At 65.5% G+C, this 15,790-nt stretch carries 15 protein-coding genes and 1 tRNA gene; 11 read left to right on the top strand and 5 right to left on the bottom strand.

The window, feature by feature from the left end:
* The 3 genes from G404_RS0116425 to G404_RS0116415 all read left to right on the top strand — a co-directional run.
* A partial coding sequence (locus tag G404_RS0116425) for an ammonium transporter (RefSeq protein ID WP_028642032.1) occupies positions 1-449 on the top strand: 449 nt, incomplete at its 5' end.
* A gap of 193 nt (positions 450-642) precedes the next feature.
* Positions 643-1,761, top strand: a complete 1,119-nt coding sequence (gene hisC, locus G404_RS0116420; protein WP_036521829.1) for a histidinol-phosphate transaminase — start codon at positions 643-645, stop codon at positions 1,759-1,761.
* Positions 1,758-2,687 (top strand): prephenate/arogenate dehydrogenase family protein, encoded by a 930-nt coding sequence (locus tag G404_RS0116415; protein ID WP_028642030.1) that lies wholly within the window; start codon positions 1,758-1,760, stop codon positions 2,685-2,687. The genes hisC and G404_RS0116415 overlap by 4 nt, the downstream gene beginning before the upstream one ends.
* 20 nt (positions 2,688-2,707) lie before the next feature.
* Here G404_RS0116415 and G404_RS0116410 read toward each other — a convergent pair whose 3' ends face one another.
* The 4 genes from G404_RS0116410 to ftsE are packed head-to-tail and all read right to left on the bottom strand — an operon-like array spanning position 2,708 to position 5,718.
* Positions 2,708-3,424, bottom strand: a complete 717-nt coding sequence (locus G404_RS0116410; RefSeq protein ID WP_028642029.1) for a lysophospholipid acyltransferase family protein — start codon at positions 3,422-3,424, stop codon at positions 2,708-2,710.
* Positions 3,411-4,007 (bottom strand): YdcF family protein, encoded by a 597-nt coding sequence (locus G404_RS19540; protein ID WP_051280895.1) that lies wholly within the window; start codon positions 4,005-4,007, stop codon positions 3,411-3,413. The genes G404_RS0116410 and G404_RS19540 overlap by 14 nt, the downstream gene beginning before the upstream one ends.
* 11 nt (positions 4,008-4,018) lie before the next feature.
* Positions 4,019-4,930 (bottom strand): cell division protein FtsX, encoded by a 912-nt coding sequence (locus G404_RS0116400; RefSeq protein ID WP_028642028.1) that lies wholly within the window; start codon positions 4,928-4,930, stop codon positions 4,019-4,021.
* Complete coding sequence (gene ftsE, locus G404_RS19535) at positions 4,927-5,718, bottom strand: cell division ATP-binding protein FtsE (RefSeq protein WP_051280894.1); 792 nt, start codon at positions 5,716-5,718, stop codon at positions 4,927-4,929. Before ftsE ends, G404_RS0116400 begins: the two co-directional genes overlap by 4 nt.
* A gap of 152 nt (positions 5,719-5,870) precedes the next feature.
* Between ftsE and G404_RS0116390 the strand changes: the two genes are divergently transcribed.
* From G404_RS0116390 to G404_RS0116365, 6 genes are all read left to right on the top strand, one after another.
* Complete coding sequence (locus tag G404_RS0116390; protein ID WP_028642027.1) at positions 5,871-6,647, top strand: MJ0042-type zinc finger domain-containing protein; 777 nt, start codon at positions 5,871-5,873, stop codon at positions 6,645-6,647.
* Positions 6,648-6,780: 133 nt separating this feature from the next.
* A tRNA-Leu gene (locus tag G404_RS0116385) sits at positions 6,781-6,867 on the top strand.
* Between the two features lie 237 nt (positions 6,868-7,104).
* Entirely contained in the window at positions 7,105-7,872 is a 768-nt protein-coding gene (locus G404_RS0116380; protein ID WP_028642026.1) for an SDR family NAD(P)-dependent oxidoreductase, read from the top strand.
* Positions 7,873-7,874: 2 nt separating this feature from the next.
* Positions 7,875-8,768: a glycoside hydrolase family 130 protein gene (locus G404_RS0116375; RefSeq protein WP_028642025.1), complete on the top strand. Its 894-nt coding sequence runs from the start codon at positions 7,875-7,877 to the stop codon at positions 8,766-8,768.
* A complete protein-coding gene (locus G404_RS19530) occupies positions 8,761-10,344 on the top strand; it encodes a S41 family peptidase (protein ID WP_084601434.1) in 1,584 nt (527 codons plus the stop codon). Before G404_RS0116375 ends, G404_RS19530 begins: the two co-directional genes overlap by 8 nt.
* Before the next feature lie 73 nt (positions 10,345-10,417).
* Positions 10,418-11,767, top strand: coding sequence for an aldehyde dehydrogenase family protein (locus G404_RS0116365; protein ID WP_051280892.1), 1,350 nt, complete (start codon positions 10,418-10,420; stop codon positions 11,765-11,767).
* 23 nt (positions 11,768-11,790) lie between these two features.
* Here G404_RS0116365 and G404_RS0116360 read toward each other — a convergent pair whose 3' ends face one another.
* On the bottom strand, positions 11,791-12,621 hold the full coding sequence (locus tag G404_RS0116360; RefSeq protein ID WP_156906352.1) for a helix-turn-helix transcriptional regulator: 831 nt from the start codon (positions 12,619-12,621) through the stop codon (positions 11,791-11,793).
* Positions 12,622-12,728: 107 nt separating this feature from the next.
* Between G404_RS0116360 and G404_RS0116355 the strand changes: the two genes are divergently transcribed.
* Together G404_RS0116355 and G404_RS0116350 are read left to right on the top strand one after the other, a co-directional pair.
* Positions 12,729-13,535, top strand: a complete 807-nt coding sequence (locus G404_RS0116355; protein WP_028642022.1) for a phytanoyl-CoA dioxygenase family protein — start codon at positions 12,729-12,731, stop codon at positions 13,533-13,535.
* Between the two features lie 274 nt (positions 13,536-13,809).
* The gene (locus G404_RS0116350) at positions 13,810-15,789 is read left to right on the top strand and encodes an amidohydrolase family protein (protein WP_245584571.1); all 1,980 of its coding nucleotides are present in this window, start codon (positions 13,810-13,812) and stop codon (positions 15,787-15,789) included.
* Position 15,790: the final 1 nt, after the last annotated feature.

Here is a 15,790-nt window from a genome sequence, read left to right as displayed (position 1 = left end):
CGGGGCTGGTCGCGGTAACGCCCGCGTCGGGCTATGCCCATCCGATGACCGCGCTGGTGCTGGGGCTGGTCGTGTCGCCGATCTGTTTCCTGTTTGTCACCACGGTCAAGAACCGGTTCAAATATGACGACACGCTCGACGTGTTTGGCGTGCACTGCATTGGCGGGATCACCGGCGCGCTGGCCACCGCGATCGTCGCCAGCCCCGCGCTGGGCGGTCAGGGTGCGGCCGACTATACGAAGATCCCGTATGTCGCGGCGCCCTATTCGATCAGCGCACAGCTGGTGACCCAGTTCGAAGCGGTGCTGATCACGCTGTTGTGGTCGGGCACCGTGTCGGCCGTGCTGTTTTTCGTGCTCGACAAGACCATGGGCCTGCGTCCGACCGAAGAGGTCGAACGCGAAGGGCTGGACATCAACGAACACGGCGAACGCGCCTACAACTATTGAGTGTTTCCCCAATTGGCGGGGTGGACAAAGTGATCCTGTTTCCACTGTCTGTGCCCCGCCTGACCTTGTTCCTCCTGCGAACAACCCTGGCCCGGAAGATTCGTCTTCCGGGCCTTTTTTCGGGTCATCGCCCGCAGCAGTGCCCAAAGTCCGCAGTTTCCTTGCGACGCGTTCCCGGTTAAGGCCGCGCGCCATGACCGAGCCCGTTTTGCCCCCGTTTGCCGACCGCCCGCAGCCAAAGCCGTGGATCGCGCAAATCCATGCCTATGTGCCGGGCAAGACCACCGGCGCCGACGGGCAAGTGCTGACCAAGCTGTCGGCCAATGAAAACCCGCTTGGCACCAGCCCGCAGGCGCAGGCGGCACGCCATGGCGCGGGCGATCAGGCGCGCTATCCCGATCCCGACAGCGTGGTGCTGCGCCAGGCGCTGGGCGCGCTGCACGGCATTGCACCCGATCGCATCGTCATGGGCACCGGATCGGACGAATTGCTCAACCTGGCGGCGCAGGCCTTTGCCGGGCCCGGCGACGAGGTCGTCTATGTGCGCTATGGCTTTTCGGTCTATGACATTGCCGCGCGGCGCTGCGGCGCAACGCCGGTGGTGGCGCCCGACCGCGATTACGGCACCGATGTCGATGCGCTGCTGGCCGCGGTCACGCCGGCGACACGCGTGGTGTTCCTGGCCAATCCCAACAATCCCACCGGCAGCTATACCGGTGCGGCCGGGATCGCGCGGCTGCACGCCGGGCTTCGCCCCGATATCCTGCTGGTGATCGACCAGGCCTATGCCGAATATGTCGCGCCCGCCGACGACGACGGCGCGCTGGCGCTGGCGGCGCGCACGACCAACGTGCTGGTTACGCGCACCTTTTCCAAGATCTATGGACTGGCCGGCGAACGTGTCGGCTGGGCCACGGGCGATGCGGCGCTGGTCGATATGCTCAATCGCATTCGCGGGCCGTTCAATCTGTCGTTGTCGGCGCAGGCCACTGCGCTGGCCGCGGTGGGCGATCAGGAATTCGTGCGTGCCTCGTTCGAACACAATCGCGATCAACGCGCACGGTTTGTCGAACGGCTGGCGGCGCTGGGCAATCGCGGGCTGCGGCCTTTGCCGAGCGAGGCCAATTTCGTGCTGATCGAATTTTCAGGCGCTTTGCGCGCCGAGGATGCCTATCGCGGACTGATGGATCACGGCTATATCACCCGCTGGCTGCCGGGGCAGGGCCTGCCGCAATGCCTGCGCATCACCATCGGCACCGCGGCGCAGATGGACGCGATTGCCGACGCGCTGGCCAGGATGGCCGGCGCATGAGCGCGGACGTACCCTTTCGCCATCTGGCGGTGATCGGCCTGGGCCTGCTGGGCGGTTCGGTGGCGCGCGCGGCCAGGGCCGCATTGCCCGATATCCGCATCACCGGCCACGACGCAGATCCCGCGGTGCGGCAGCGCGCACGCGACATTGCATTGGCCGGAACGATTGCCGACACTGCCGCAGACGCGGTGGCGGGTGCCGATCTGGTGGTGCTGTGCGTACCGGTTGGCGCGATGGGCGATGCCGCCCGCGCGATGGCGCCCGGCCTGTCACCGGGTGTGCTGATCAGCGATGTGGGATCGAGCAAGGCCGGGGTTGCCGCAATGCTGGCGCACGCGCTGCCCGGACACCGCATCATTCCTGCGCACCCCGTGGCCGGCACCGAACAGAGCGGGCCCGACGCCGGGTTTGCCACGCTGTTCCGCAATCGCTGGTGCATTCTGACCCCGCCCGCCGATGCCGACCCTGCCGATCTGGCGCGGCTGGTCACGCTGTGGGAGGCCTTTGGCGCGCGCGTTGAAACGATGGATGCCGAACACCACGATCTGGTGCTGGCGGTAACCAGCCATCTGCCGCACCTGATCGCCTATTGCATCGTCGGCACCGCGTCCGATCTGGAACGCGTGACGCAAAGCGAGGTGATCAAGTTTTCCGCAGGGGGGTTTCGCGATTTCACCCGCATTGCCGCGTCCGATCCGACGATGTGGCGCGATGTGTTTCTGACCAACCGCGAGGCCGTGCTCGACATGCTGGGCCGGTTCAACCGCGATCTGTCGGCGCTGGAAACGGCCATCCGCGAAGGCGACGGCAGCGAACTGTTCGACCATTTCACCCGCACCCGCGAAATCCGCCGTTCGATCATCGAAATGGGCCAGGACGACGCGCGCCCCGACTTTGGCCGCAGCGATCACAACGGAACCGCCTGAATTCCCTGCCCAGCCGCCGGTCAATGCAACGCGTTGATTGCCGCTGTCACCCTGGCCTCGATGTCCGCGCGCGGCAGCCCGTGGGCGATCGGTTCGCCAATGCGATAGCGGATCACGCCCGCGCGTTTCCAGCGGCGCTGGTACAGCGGGCCGCTGTCCACCGCGATCGGCACCACCGGCAGCCCGGCCATCTTGTAGATCCCGGCAAAGCCCGCCTGCAACGGCGGCGCGGCATCGTGGGCCACGCGCGTGCCTTCGGGAAAGATGACCAGCGGGCGCGGCCGCCCTGCGGCCAGCGCATTGTTGCGCGCCGCGGTAATCATGCTGCGCAAGGCGCGGGCACCGGCATCGCGCTGCACCACGATCAGGCCGTAGCGACGCCCCAACAGGCCCCAGACGGGGATGGCAAACAGTTCCTGCTTGGCAAAGATCACCGGGCTGGGCAGCAGCACCGGCAGGTCGATCGCCTCGAAAAAGGATTCGTGGCGCATCGCCACCAGCACCGGGTGATCGGGCATGCGGCCCTCGACCACCACGCGAATGCCCAGGATATGCCGACAGCACCAGCGGTGCCAGGTGCACCACACGCGCACCATCGTGCGCAGCACGACCGGCGGAAACGGCAGGCTGAGCAGGTTCAGCGTGATCAGCACCGCGCTTGTCCCGTAAAACACGGGATAGAACACCAGGCTGCGCAACACGTCGGCCATCCGGGGGGAGCGGTCAGTGGTGGTCATGGACCATGGCGGGTTGACGTTTCGTTTCGGGCCAGCCGACCAGCCAGGCCATGACCCGCGCAATGAACTTGTTGTATTCGATGAACAGGATCTTCATCGACGGGTGCGACGGCACCGCATCCTCAACGATCACCAGCCCGCGTGGCCCCGCCACGGTCAGATCGAACGCGGCCCGGCGCATGTGCCAGTCGGTGGTAACCAGCCGCACCGAATGGATCTGGTTGCGCGCGATCCAGCCGGCCGCCTCGTGCGCGTTGGATCGGGTGTCGTAGGATTCATACCCCAGCGTCAGGCAACACGCGAACAGCGCCGGATCGACATGATACTCGCTGGCAAAGTGGGCCGCACTGACCTGGCTGTCGACGCCGGAAACCAGCATCTTGCGCGCCTGGCCCGCGTGCAGCACGTCAAGCGCATGACCGATGCGCCCTTGCGCCCCGGTCAGCGCGATCACCCCGTCGGTGCGCGTGCCGGCGGCCGGGCGGGGCAGGGCCAGCGCAAACACCATAAAGCCCAGCAGCCAGCCCAGCACCAGCAGCGAGGCCAAACGGCGAAACAGGCCGGGCGGTTTCAGACGAGCCATCGTTCCGGCGCCTACAACATCCGGCGCAGCGCGGAAAGCACGGTCAGCCGCGCGGTCAGCACGGCCAGCCCCACGCCGCCGGCCGGGATCAGTGCGATGACCACCCAGTCGGTCCAGGCCAGCATGGCCCCGCCGACCATGCCCGAACCAAGCGCGCTGAATTGCCGCGACAACGCGACGATCGCAACGATTCCGGCGAACAGTCCGATGATCCCGCCCGCAGCCGCCTCCATCGCGGCGGTGCGTTGAAACACCCGCGCGATCTGCGCATCGGTGCCGCCCAGCATATGCACGATCTCGATCGTTTCGCGATGGCCGGCCAGCGCGTTGCGCGCCGCAAGCACGACGGCGGCAATGGTGGCCATCGCCAGCAGTGCGATCAGGCCGCCGGCCAGCCATTGCAGCGTGGCAATCGCATGGAACACCGGGGTCAGCCATGCCGCTTCGCCATCGACGCGTGCCGCAGGGGCCACACGCGCAATCGCGCCCAACAGCGCGCCGATCCGTTCGGGTGTGGCAGGCGTGTCCAGGCGTACGTCGATCAGCGCGGGGATCGGCAGATCATCGATGGTATCGCCCGGACGCGTGCCCAGCCACGGTTCGAGCAGGGTGTCGAGCTGGTCCTGGGCCACCCGGCGCGCTTCGACCACGCCGGGAAAGCGGGTCAGCGTGGCCAGTGCGGCATCGGCCTGGTGGTTGCGGTCGGTCGGCGCGGCGGTCACGATCTGCACCGTCACCCCGCCATTCAGATCGGCGCTGGCGCGTGCGGCGGCATTGCGCAGGCCAAGCCCGCTGGCCGCCGCGATGACTGTCAGGGCTATGACAATCGCGATCACCCACGGCATCGGACTGCCCAGGCGTGGATCGGGCAGCAGCCCGGGTTCGCCCCTGCGCGATCCGCCGATCAGGCCGGTGCCGTTCATGCCGGGGAAAATCCCAGCGGCTGGCCATCAAGCGCGTCGCGCGGCGCCGCCGACAACGGTGGTTCGCCCGCAGGCGGACTGCGGCGCGGCGGATAGCGCAAGGCGCCGGTCGGGTCCGACAGGCGCCCCTTGTCCAGCCGCATGATCAGCGAATCCGGCACTTTGCGGATCAGGTGCACGTCGTGGGTGGCCACGACGACGGTCGTGCCCAGCCGTCCCAGGCTTTCAAACAGGCGCAGCAGTTTCAACGCCATTTCGGGATCGACGTTGCCGGTGGGTTCATCCGCCACCAGCATGTCGGGCCGGGCGATGACCGCGCGCGCGATGGCCACGCGCTGCTGTTCGCCGCCCGACAGCGTGGCCGGGCGTGCATCGCGGCGGTCGGCCAGCCCCACCCAGTCGAGCATTTCATCGACCGGCTTGGTAATCTCGCGCTCGGCCACGCCGGCCACGCGCAACGGCAATGCCACATTGTCGAACGCCGACAGGTGCTGCACCAGCCGGAAATCCTGAAACACCACGCCCAGCCGGCGGCGAAATCCGGGCAGGCGTTCGCGCGGCAGCGTGATCGCATCGGTGCCGAACATGCGGATCAGCCCGCGCGAAGGACGCTGCGCCAGATAGAGCAGCTTCAGCAGGCTGGTCTTGCCCGCACCCGACGCGCCGGTCAGGAAATAGAACCGGCCGGGGTACAGCGTGAACGAAATGTCGGTCAGCGCCTCTTTGCCCGTGCCATAGCGCAGCCCGACATTGTCGAATTGCACGATTTCGGCATCTGGCTCGGTCATGGTCGCGGCTGTTGGTTTCGCATGAAATTGGATGGCCGGATGTGCCTGCGGGCAGCATACGCGTCAATGCATGTGGAAAAAAGGCCCGCAAGGCAATTCTCCCCACATGAAGCTATTGTTTCATGTGGGTCTTGCATGCTTAAGCCGTGTGCATGATCATTGCCTGTCCCGCATGCTCGACGCGCTATGTCGTTCCCGACAGTGCGATCGGTATCGACGGGCGCACTGTCCGCTGTGCCAATTGCAAGCACAGCTGGTTTCAGACGGGCCCCGAACTGCCTGCGCGCGCGCCCGCGCAAGAGCAGCCACCCGCGCCAGCGACTGCGCCAGCGCCCGCGCCAGCGCCGCCCCCGGTCGAGGCCGCGCCACCGCCTGCCGCGCCGCCCGCAGAGGCACCGCCCCCATCAATCCGGCCGACCCGGCCGGTGCCGGCCACGCGGCGCACCACGCCCCAGGCCGCGGCACCATCGCCGTTTGCCCATGAACCGCCATTTCGCCCGCGCCGCAATCCCGCGCGCCTGTGGACGATCGCGGCGGTGCTGTTTGCGCTGCTGGTTGCAGGCGCAATGGCCGCGGTCACCTATTCCGGCATGCCCGCGTGGCTGCCGGTCGCGCATCAGACATTCGGCGGAACCCGGCCAGATCTGGACCTGTCGTTTCCGCCCGAACGCCAGGATCGCCGCACTTTGCCCAATGGCAAGGAATATTACGGCGCCAGCGGCACGGTAACCAATGTCGGCAAAGACGTGCGCGAAGTGCCGCCGATCCTGATCGTGCTGCGCGATGCGGGCAACCACGTGGTCTATACCTGGACCGTGATCCCGCCCAAGGATGTGCTTAAACCGGGCGAAAGCGAAACCATCAACGAGGCGGTGACCGACGTGCCGAAAACCGCGCGCGTGGCCGAAATCGGCTGGAAACCCGAATAGACGGCCCGCGGCCTTTTGCCGAAAATCGGCAAATTTGCCGGAATCACGGTTGCACCCCGTACAGGGCTTTGCTAGGGGCCCGCTCCTACCCCGACGGAGGCCCCGGCTCTTGGCCCGGCCCCGTTTGCGATGTGCGGTCGTGGCGGAACTGGTAGACGCGCAACGTTGAGGTCGTTGTGGCCGAAAGGCCGTGGAAGTTCGAGTCTTCTCGACCGCACCAGACAGTCCTGAAATCCTGACAGAACAAAGCCTCCCCCCGCGGGGACCGGATGCGCGCCGCCCTGTCGGGCTGTCGCGTCGTGGACCGGTACCGGGCTGCAGGCCGCGGTGCGCAAACGACCGTGGCGTTATAAATCCGCAACCTTTTTGCGCCTGAAGCGTCTTTGCTTTGCACGAATGCGTTTGTTGACCCGGCATGTCCTGTCGATGCGTTCGCGGCCCCTGTGGAGCAAGCACCATGTTGCAGGATCACATCGCCATCGTAACCGGTGGCGAATCGGGCATTGGCGCTGCGTGTGCGCGTGCCCTTGGCAAAGCAGGCGCACGCGTTGTCATAACCTATTTCAAGGACAAGGCTGCGGCAGATCGGGTGTGCGCAGCCATCGGTGACACCACCCGCGCCATTGCGGTCCAGGCCGACGTCGGCAACGAGGACTCGGTCGCGGGTCTGTTTTCCGCCTGTGCGCAGGCCTTCGGCACGCCTGACCTGCTGGTCAATTCGGCCGGCCTGAACATGACCGGGGTGCTGCTGGTCGATATGGAACTGGCCCAGTTCGACCGCGTGATCCGGTCGGATCTTTACGGTCCGTTCCTGACCTGCCGTGCGTTGGTACGCGGGCTGGAAGGCAGGGGCGCCAGCGGGCGGATCGTCAATATCTCGTCGATCCACGAAAAGGCACCAAGGGCGGGCGGCGTTGATTACGACGCCGCAAAGGGCGGTCTGTCGCAATTGACGGCAACGCTGGCGCTGGAACTGGCGCCCAAGCGGATTGCGGTGAACGGCGTGGCGCCGGGCATGATCCTGACGCCGATGAACGAACGCGCGGTGCACGATGCGGCATACCGCAAAACGCTGGAGGCGGCGATACCGTGGGGCCGGGCGGGAACACCCGATGACGTGGCCCGCCTGGTGCTGTTCCTGCTGTCGCCCGACGCCGAGTACATCACCGGCACCACGGTCACGATCGATGGTGCGCTGTCGCTGACCGTTGCGCAAGGGGCCTGACCATGCCGACATACACTGTCGAGACGCTCGACGACGTCACGCTGACCGGCGGCCCGCTGGGCAAGAGTTTCGACTTGATGAGCCCGTTCGTCTGGCGCGAAGGCGATCTGTACCGCATCCTGGTGCGCGGCGTGCCTTATCCGCAGGGTCCCGCCGATCCGACCGGGATCATCGGTGGCGGCCGCAGCGAACGCGGCCTGAACTTCACCATGGATCCCACCCCCACGATCGCACCGACCGCCGGTACCGACGATGCCGGAGGCTGCGAAGATCCCACGGTGGTGGTTCTGCCCGACGGACGTTACCTGGTGTTCTATACCGGCGTGGATGCCGAACGACAGCAGAGCGCGATGATCCTGGCCGAAGGACGCAGTTTTGACGCGCTGACCAAGATGCAGCTGGTGTTGAAGGCGCCCCCCGGCGAAGGCAACATCAAGGAGGCCACGCTGGCGCAAACCTCCACCGGCGAATGGCGGCTGTTTTACGAATACGCCGCGCACGGCGCTTCGCGGATCGGGCTGGCAGGCAGCCCGTCGCCCGACGGTCCGTGGACCGTGCTGCCCGATCCGTTCGGCATCCGCGAAGACAGCTGGGACAACTGGCACCTGTCGACCGGCCCGATGACCATGGTTGCCGGGCACGATCCGGTGATGTTCTACAACGGCGCCACGCACGACGCGCGGTGGCGGATCGGGTGGATCAGCTTCGATGCGGACTTTGCCACGGTGACGGGTCGCGGGCTCGAACCGATGCTGGTGCCACCCCCGCCGACCGAACGCGATGCCACCGACATCGCCTTTGCCGCCTCGACCGTGATCGAGGGGGATATGATTGCGCTGTATTATTCGCTTGAAGACCGCATGCTGCGCCGCGCATTGATACGGCGGTATGAATAGATATCACGACCTGCCCGCACCAAACGCTTTCCCGGCCACTGCTTTGCAGGACCTTGGCAACACCTGTTGCCCCGGGCCGCGCGCCACGTGCGATCGCCGCGCTGTGCTGAGCGGGGTTGGTCAGGGAGCCCTGCTTGCGACACTGGGCACCGGCCGGGTGGCGGGGGCCGAAACAACGCCCGCGCCGGCGGGTGTCTTTCGCGACGATGCCGATCTGCTGGCGCGTGCCTATACCGCGCTGCATCCGGGGCTGATGCGTTACAACACGCCGGCCGCCATGGCGCAGCGCTTCACCGCGTTGCATGATTATCTATCGGTCAGTCGCAGCCTGGGGCAGGCCTACCTTGCGCTGGCAAGGACCACGGCTGCGGTGCGCTGCGGACACAGCTATCCCAATTTCTACAACCAGTCGGCCCGGCTGCGCGCAGCGCTGTTCGAACACCGCGATCGGGTGCCGTTCCAGTTCCGCTGGATCGACCGGCGCATGATCGTGACGCGCGATCTGTCGCCCGGTTCGCGTCTGGCGCCGGGGACCGAAATCCATGCGATCGAAGGCTTTGGTGCTGCCGATATCCTGCAATCGCTGATGCCCCTGGCCCGCGCCGATGGCCACAACGATGCCAAACGCCGCCGCATTCTCGAACTTGGCGGTATCGACCTGTGGGAAGCGTTCGATATCTATCTGCCGATGGCGTTGCCGCGGATCGTCGAACGCGGACGGATCCGGATCCTGGCCGAAGATCCCGCCGGCAAACGCCTTGCGGTCGAAGTCGACCTTATGACCGCGGCCGAGCGCAAGGCCGCCGCACCCCTGGTGGAGGACAGGCCCAGGGATGCCGTGCTGTGGCGGGTCGATCGCAGGCCCGGCGGCGTGGCCGTGCTGACGATGCCGACCTGGGCGGTTTATAACGGCACCTGGGATTGGCACGGGTGGCTGGACATGCAGCTTGACGCGATTATCGCCGACGCGACGCGCACGCTGGTCGTCGATCTGCGCGGGAACGAGGGCGGGCTTGATTGCGGCAACCCGATCCTGGCGCGGCTGATCGACCGGGATCTGGTGATCACGGGCAGCGGGCGGCGGGTGCGGTACCGCGCGCTGCCGTCCGATCTTGGCACCCATGTCGATACCTGGGACGACAGTTTCCGCGATTGGGGCGCGGCTGCCGCAGGCCCGCGCGCGGACGGATTCTATGACCTGTCGCGGCCGGGCGATTATGCCGGCGGACGGGTCATCATCAAGCCGGCAGGACAACGCTTTGCCGGCCGGTTGATCGTGCTGGTCGATGCCGCCAACAGTTCGGCCACGTTCGGGTTTGCCCAGATCGTCAAGGACAATCGGCTTGGTACGCTGATCGGCGAACCGACCGGCGGCAACCGGCGCGGCATCAATGGCGGCGCGTTTCTGTTTCTGCGCCTGCCGGCAAGCGGGATCGAGGTCGATATTCCGCTGATCGGCTATTTTCCGCCCGGGCCCCAGCCTGACAGCGGGATCTTGCCCGACATCGTGGTCGCGCAAACGCGCGCGGATATCGCCCGGGGGCGCGACGGGGCGATTGCGCGAATTCTTGCCTGACCGGCGTTCATTTGTTAGTGTTGCATACTAATATCCGGACCCGAACAAAAGCCGCCAGCAGGATGCCCCGATCATGACCGCACCCGTTCCCGCCGCGACCGATCTGGCCGCCGACATCGCCCGCGTGTTCGCGTTGCAGCAGGCGCACCAGTGGGAGGCAAAGGCATCGGATGCCGCCACGCGCAAGGCCAAGCTGGCGCGGTTGAAGGCCGCGGTCGAGGCCCATGCCGACGATATCATTGCCGCGGTCCTGGAAGATACGCGAAAACCCGCAGGCGAAATCCGCGTGACCGAAGTGCTGAACGTGACCGCCAATATCCAGCGCAATATCGACAATCTGGATGCCTGGATGCGGCCCACCGAGGTCACGCCTTCGCTCAATCCGGCCGACCGGGCGCAGATCCTGTATGAAGCGCGCGGGGTGTGCCTGGTTCTTGGGCCGTGGAATTTCCCGCTGGGTCTGGCGCTGGGGCCGGTGGCGGCGGCGATCGCGGCGGGCAACACCTGTATCGTCAAGCTGACCGACTTGTGCCCTGCCACCGCACGGATCGGCGCGACGATCGTGCGCGCGGCATTCGACGAAAAGGACGTGGCGCTGTTCGAAGGCGATGTCTCGGTGGCGACTGCGTTGCTCGACCTGCCGTTCAACCATATCTTCTTTACCGGCAGCCCGCGGGTGGGCCGCATCGTGATGGCCGCGGCTGCGCGGCATCTGACCAGCGTGACGCTGGAACTGGGCGGCAAATCGCCGGTGATCATCGATGATGGCGTCGACATCGGCCCGATCGCGGCGCAACTGGCCGCAGCCAAACAGTTCAACGGCGGGCAGGCCTGTATTAGCCCCGACTATGTCTTTGTGAAGGAGGACGCCAAGGCCGCGCTGGTCGAAGGGTTTGCCGCCGGCGTGGGCAAGGCGTTGTACGACGATGCGGGACAGTTGAAAAAGGACAGCATCGCGCAAGTGGTGAACCGCGCCAATTTCGACCGGGTCAAGGCGATGTTCGACGATGCCGTGGCCAAAGGCGCGAGGGTGGCGGTAGGCGGCCGGTTCGACGCCGCAGACCTGACCATCCACCCGACCATGCTGACCGATGTCACCCCGCAGATGACCATCCTGCAGGACGAAATCTTTGCCCCGGTCATTCCGGTGATGACCTATGAAACGCTCGACCAGGCGATCGGGTATATCGAGGCACGCGACAAGCCGCTGGCGTTGTATGTCTACAGCAACGATGCCGCCACCATCGACACGGTGCTGGCGCGCACGTCGTCGGGTGGCGTGACGGTCAATGGCCTGTTTTCGCATTATCTGGAAAACAACCTGCCATTCGGCGGGGTCAATACCAGCGGCATGGGCAGCTATCACGGCTATTTCGGCTTCAAATGCTTCAGCCACGAACGCGCGGTTTACCGCCACCAATAACCCGGTTCGCCGCGCGCAGTGGGTTATCCGACCTGACCCCGCTGACGATATTCGCTGGGGGTGGTGCCGAACAGATCCTTGAAACAATGCGAAAAATACGCGTGAGAGCGAAATCCGGTGGCCCACGCGATCTGCGCCACCGGCATGTCGCCCGTGGCCAGGTGGCGCGCCGCCAGCTGCAGCTTCAGCCGGGTCTGATAGGCAACGAAACCGGTGCCGAAAGTGCGCGCAAAGACGCGCGAAAAATAGGCGGGCGACATCGCGCAGGCCGATGCCGCCTGTGCCAGCGTCAAGGTTTGCGCAGGCTTGTGCTCAAGCCGGTCGAGCACGGGACGCAACCGCGCCAGCGATGATGGCACAGCCGCGGTGCTTCGCGCCTGTTGCCCCGGCGCTTCGCCCAGTGCCAGGATCAACGCCTGCAGTTGCAGCAGTTGCGCGCGCTGCGGTGCCCGCCCGGTGATCGATTGCATCAGCCAGCGCGCCAGCATCGCAATCCGCATCGCCTCCTCGGCGTTAGGCATCAGCCCCAGCGGGCCGGCGGGCAGGGCCACTATTGCCGGGTCGAGCGCATGCGGATCGAACTGGATCAGCGTCCACGCCAGCGGCCCTGCATCGAACGCAAAATCGTGCACTGTCATCGGCGGGGCATAGGCCACCATGCCCGGTGCGATGGCAAAGGCACGATCGTCGCATAGAAATGTGCCGCAGCCCTGCTCGATCAGCACCAGTTCGGCGGGCCCGTGAAAATGCGCAAACCGCTCGGGCGGGGGCGATTGCGGACCACGTTGCACGCGTTCGACGCGTGCGGGCATGCCGGGCATCAACGGCACCGGTTCGGACAAGGGCAGCAACATGACAAGATTGCGACAGTTTATCGCGCGTTTGCTGACAATCACGCCAAGCGACGGTTGCAAATTCGATAGCTATCACAAATGGCTGACCCCAATTTGCGGAACCGGCCATGACGTCACCGATCGATTTTCCCTTTGTGCTGTCGCCTGCGCAGATCGCGCAATATGGCCGCGATGGCTTTCTGCGGCTGTCCGGTGTGCTCGATCCGTATACCCTTGGGCACTATGGGGCCGAGATCACCCGGCAGACGCTGGCGCTCAACACCCAGACCGCTGCGCTGGAGGAACGCAGCACTTACGATCGCGCATTCTTGCAGGTGATGAACCTGTGGCAATCGTCCGGGGTGGTGCGCCGTTTCGTGTTCGGCCAACGCCTGGCAGGGATCGCGGCGGCGCTGATGGGGGTGCAATCGGTGCGGCTGTACCATGACCAATCGCTGTACAAGGAACCGTCGGGGGGGATCACGCCCGCGCACGCCGATCAGTATTACTGGCCGCTGGCATCGGACCAGACCATCACCGTGTGGATCCCGCTCCAGGCCGTGCCCGCCGAAATGGGGCCGCTGGCATTCTATACCGGCAGCCATCGCACCGCGCTGGGGCGCGATCTGCCGATTTCGGACGAAAGCGAGGTGCAGATCACCGCCGCGATGGAGGCGCAGGGCTTTGCGCTTGATGACCGGCCATATGCGCTGGGCGATGTCAGTTTCCATGCCGGGTGGACGTTCCATCGCGCCGGGGCCAACACCTCGAACCGACCGCGTTCGGTGATGACGATGATCTATATGGACGCGGCGATGCGGCTGGCCGAACCGGTCAATCACATGCAGGCGGCCGACCGGGACCGGTGGTGCCCGGGCGCGACGGTGGGCGAAGTGATCGACACGCCGTTGAACCCGGTGGTGTTTCCGGCATGATTGCGCGCCCCGCAACCGACAAGGCCGTCTGCGGCGCGGCGATGCCGTTTTCAGCCATGCGGACACGCTTTGCGGATCCCCAAGCGTGCATGTTGGGGGCTGTGGGTCCGGTATCGCGCGCAACCGGCCTGCGGCGCCTGTGCCGCGGGCGTGCATCCGCAGTGCAAGGTGCCCCCGGTTGCTTGAGTACCCTCTTTTCATTGTGCAGCATTCATGGTCAAACCTGCCCATGAACCGCACAGCAGCACTCGCCATCGCCCTTCTCGCCCTGCCAATGGCCACAGCCCACGCCGAAACCCGTCAGTTCACCGTCATGTCGGGGGGCAAGAACGTCGGCCATGTCACTGCCAATCAAACGGGCAGCACGATCGCGATCGATTTCAACGTGAAGAACAACGGGCGTGGGCCGACCATGGCCGAAGCGATCACGCTGGGGGCCGATGGCCTGCCGGTCAAATGGGACATCACCGGCACGACCACCTTCGGCAGCGCGGTTGCCGAACATTTCGTGCGCAAGGGGGGCGGTGCCACCTGGACCGATGCCACCGGCACGCGCAGCGCCCGGGCCAAACCGGGCGCGATCTATGTTGCGCAAAACGGCAGTCCGTTTGCAGACCAGATCTACGCCCGCGCACTGCTGAAGCAGCCCGATATGACGATCGAGGCGCTGCCTTCGGGCAAGTTGCAGCTTGAAAAGGGCGAAACCCTGACCGTGACCGGCAAGGACGGCCCGCTGCAGGTGACCCAATATACGCTGTCGGGTATCGACACGACGCCCGAGACCATGCTGCTCGATGCGCATGGCGATCTGTTTGCCAGCCTCAGCCCCGGCAGCATTGTCGTGCGCGCCGGCTATGAAGGCGAACAGGACCGGCTGCGCACGCTGGCGGCGGACTGGTCGACGCGGCGCTATGTTGCGATCAACCACGATGTCGCGCATCATTTCACAGGCCCGGTGCGCATCCGTCATGTGCGCCTGTTCGATCCCCACAGGGCGGCGCTGACCGGGCTGGTGTCGGTCGTGGTGCACGGCACGACGATCGCAGGCGTCGAACCCGACGACAGTCCGGCAACGCCCGGCGAAGTGCAGATCGATGGCGCGGGTGGCACGCTGGTTGCCGGGATGTACGAAATGCATGCGCATCTGTCGCAGGACGATGCGCTGCTCAACCTGATCGCGGGCATCACCACGGTGCGCGACATGGGCAACGACAACGCCGTGCTTGCGCGCCTGATCGATCGGATCGGCAGCGGCGAAATCGCCGGGCCCGATGTGATCCGTTCGGGCTTTATCGAAGGCAAAAGCCCCTACAGCGCGCAGAACGGCTTTGTCGTCGACAGCGAGGCGGCGGCGCTTGACGCGGTGCGCTGGTATGGCGCGCGCGGGTTCTGGCAGATCAAAAGCTATAACAGCATGAACCCGGCGTGGATTCCCGCGCTGGTTTACGAGGCGCACCGCCTGGGCATGCGCGTGGCGGGCCATGTGCCTGCGTTCTCGACCGAAGATGCCAATATCGAAGCCGGCTTTGACGAAGCCACCCATATCAACCAGTTTGCGCTGCAATGGGTGATCAAACCCGACGAGGATACGCGCACGCTGTTCCGGCTGACCGCGCTCAAACGCCTGCCGGCGCTCGATCTGAATGCGCCGCGCGTGCAGCATTCGATCGACCTGATGGTGTCGCACAAGGCATCGATCGATCCGACGCTTGGCATTCACGAAAACCTGCTGCTCAATCGCGACGGCATGATCGCGCCGGGTGCGGTCGATTATTTCACGCATATGCCGATCGGCGTGCAGCGCAGCCTGATGCAGGGCTGGATCAACGTGTCGGCACCCGGCGATGCGCAGGCCTATACCCAGGCATTCGACAAACTGGTGGCGGTGACCAGGATGCTGCACGATCGTGGCGTGTTCATCGTGTTCGGCACCGACACCGGCGGCAGCTTTACCTATCACCGCGAACTGGAACTGTATCAGAAGGCCGGCTTCACGATCCCTGAAATCCTCAAACGCGCGACGTATGACAGCGCGGTCTATACCGGCGAGGATCAGCGCAAGGGATCGGTTGAAAAGGGCAAGCTGGCCGATTTCTTCCTGATCCCGGGCGATCCGACCAGGGATCTCAAAGCGATCAAGACGATCGCGATGGTGGTCAAGGACGGCACGTTCTATTTTCCGCAGGAGGTCTATCCGCGCTTTGGCATCACGCCCTTTGCGCCCAAGCCCGTGGTAACCTTGCCCGCGAACTGAG

It is taken from the genome of Novosphingobium acidiphilum DSM 19966 (assembly GCF_000429005.1).
GTDB classification, from domain to species: domain Bacteria; phylum Pseudomonadota; class Alphaproteobacteria; order Sphingomonadales; family Sphingomonadaceae; genus Novosphingobium; species Novosphingobium acidiphilum.
Note: the sequence above shows the minus strand (reverse complement) of the source record. Positions and strands in the feature narration are given on the sequence as shown.

Coding starts and splice junctions, on each gene's coding strand:
- hisC (WP_036521829.1), top strand. CDS start 643: ATGACCGAGCCCGTTTTGCCCCCGTTTGCCGACCGCCCGCAGCCAAAG.
- G404_RS0116415 (WP_028642030.1), top strand. CDS start 1,758: ATGAGCGCGGACGTACCCTTTCGCCATCTGGCGGTGATCGGCCTGGGC.
- G404_RS0116410 (WP_028642029.1), bottom strand. CDS start 3,424: ATGACCACCACTGACCGCTCCCCCCGGATGGCCGACGTGTTGCGCAGC.
- G404_RS19540 (WP_051280895.1), bottom strand. CDS start 4,007: ATGGCTCGTCTGAAACCGCCCGGCCTGTTTCGCCGTTTGGCCTCGCTG.
- G404_RS0116400 (WP_028642028.1), bottom strand. CDS start 4,930: ATGAACGGCACCGGCCTGATCGGCGGATCGCGCAGGGGCGAACCCGGG.
- ftsE (WP_051280894.1), bottom strand. CDS start 5,718: ATGACCGAGCCAGATGCCGAAATCGTGCAATTCGACAATGTCGGGCTG.
- G404_RS0116390 (WP_028642027.1), top strand. CDS start 5,871: ATGATCATTGCCTGTCCCGCATGCTCGACGCGCTATGTCGTTCCCGAC.
- G404_RS0116380 (WP_028642026.1), top strand. CDS start 7,105: ATGTTGCAGGATCACATCGCCATCGTAACCGGTGGCGAATCGGGCATT.
- G404_RS0116375 (WP_028642025.1), top strand. CDS start 7,875: ATGCCGACATACACTGTCGAGACGCTCGACGACGTCACGCTGACCGGC.
- G404_RS19530 (WP_084601434.1), top strand. CDS start 8,761: ATGAATAGATATCACGACCTGCCCGCACCAAACGCTTTCCCGGCCACT.
- G404_RS0116365 (WP_051280892.1), top strand. CDS start 10,418: ATGACCGCACCCGTTCCCGCCGCGACCGATCTGGCCGCCGACATCGCC.
- G404_RS0116360 (WP_156906352.1), bottom strand. CDS start 12,621: ATGTTGCTGCCCTTGTCCGAACCGGTGCCGTTGATGCCCGGCATGCCC.
- G404_RS0116355 (WP_028642022.1), top strand. CDS start 12,729: ATGACGTCACCGATCGATTTTCCCTTTGTGCTGTCGCCTGCGCAGATC.
- G404_RS0116350 (WP_245584571.1), top strand. CDS start 13,810: ATGGCCACAGCCCACGCCGAAACCCGTCAGTTCACCGTCATGTCGGGG.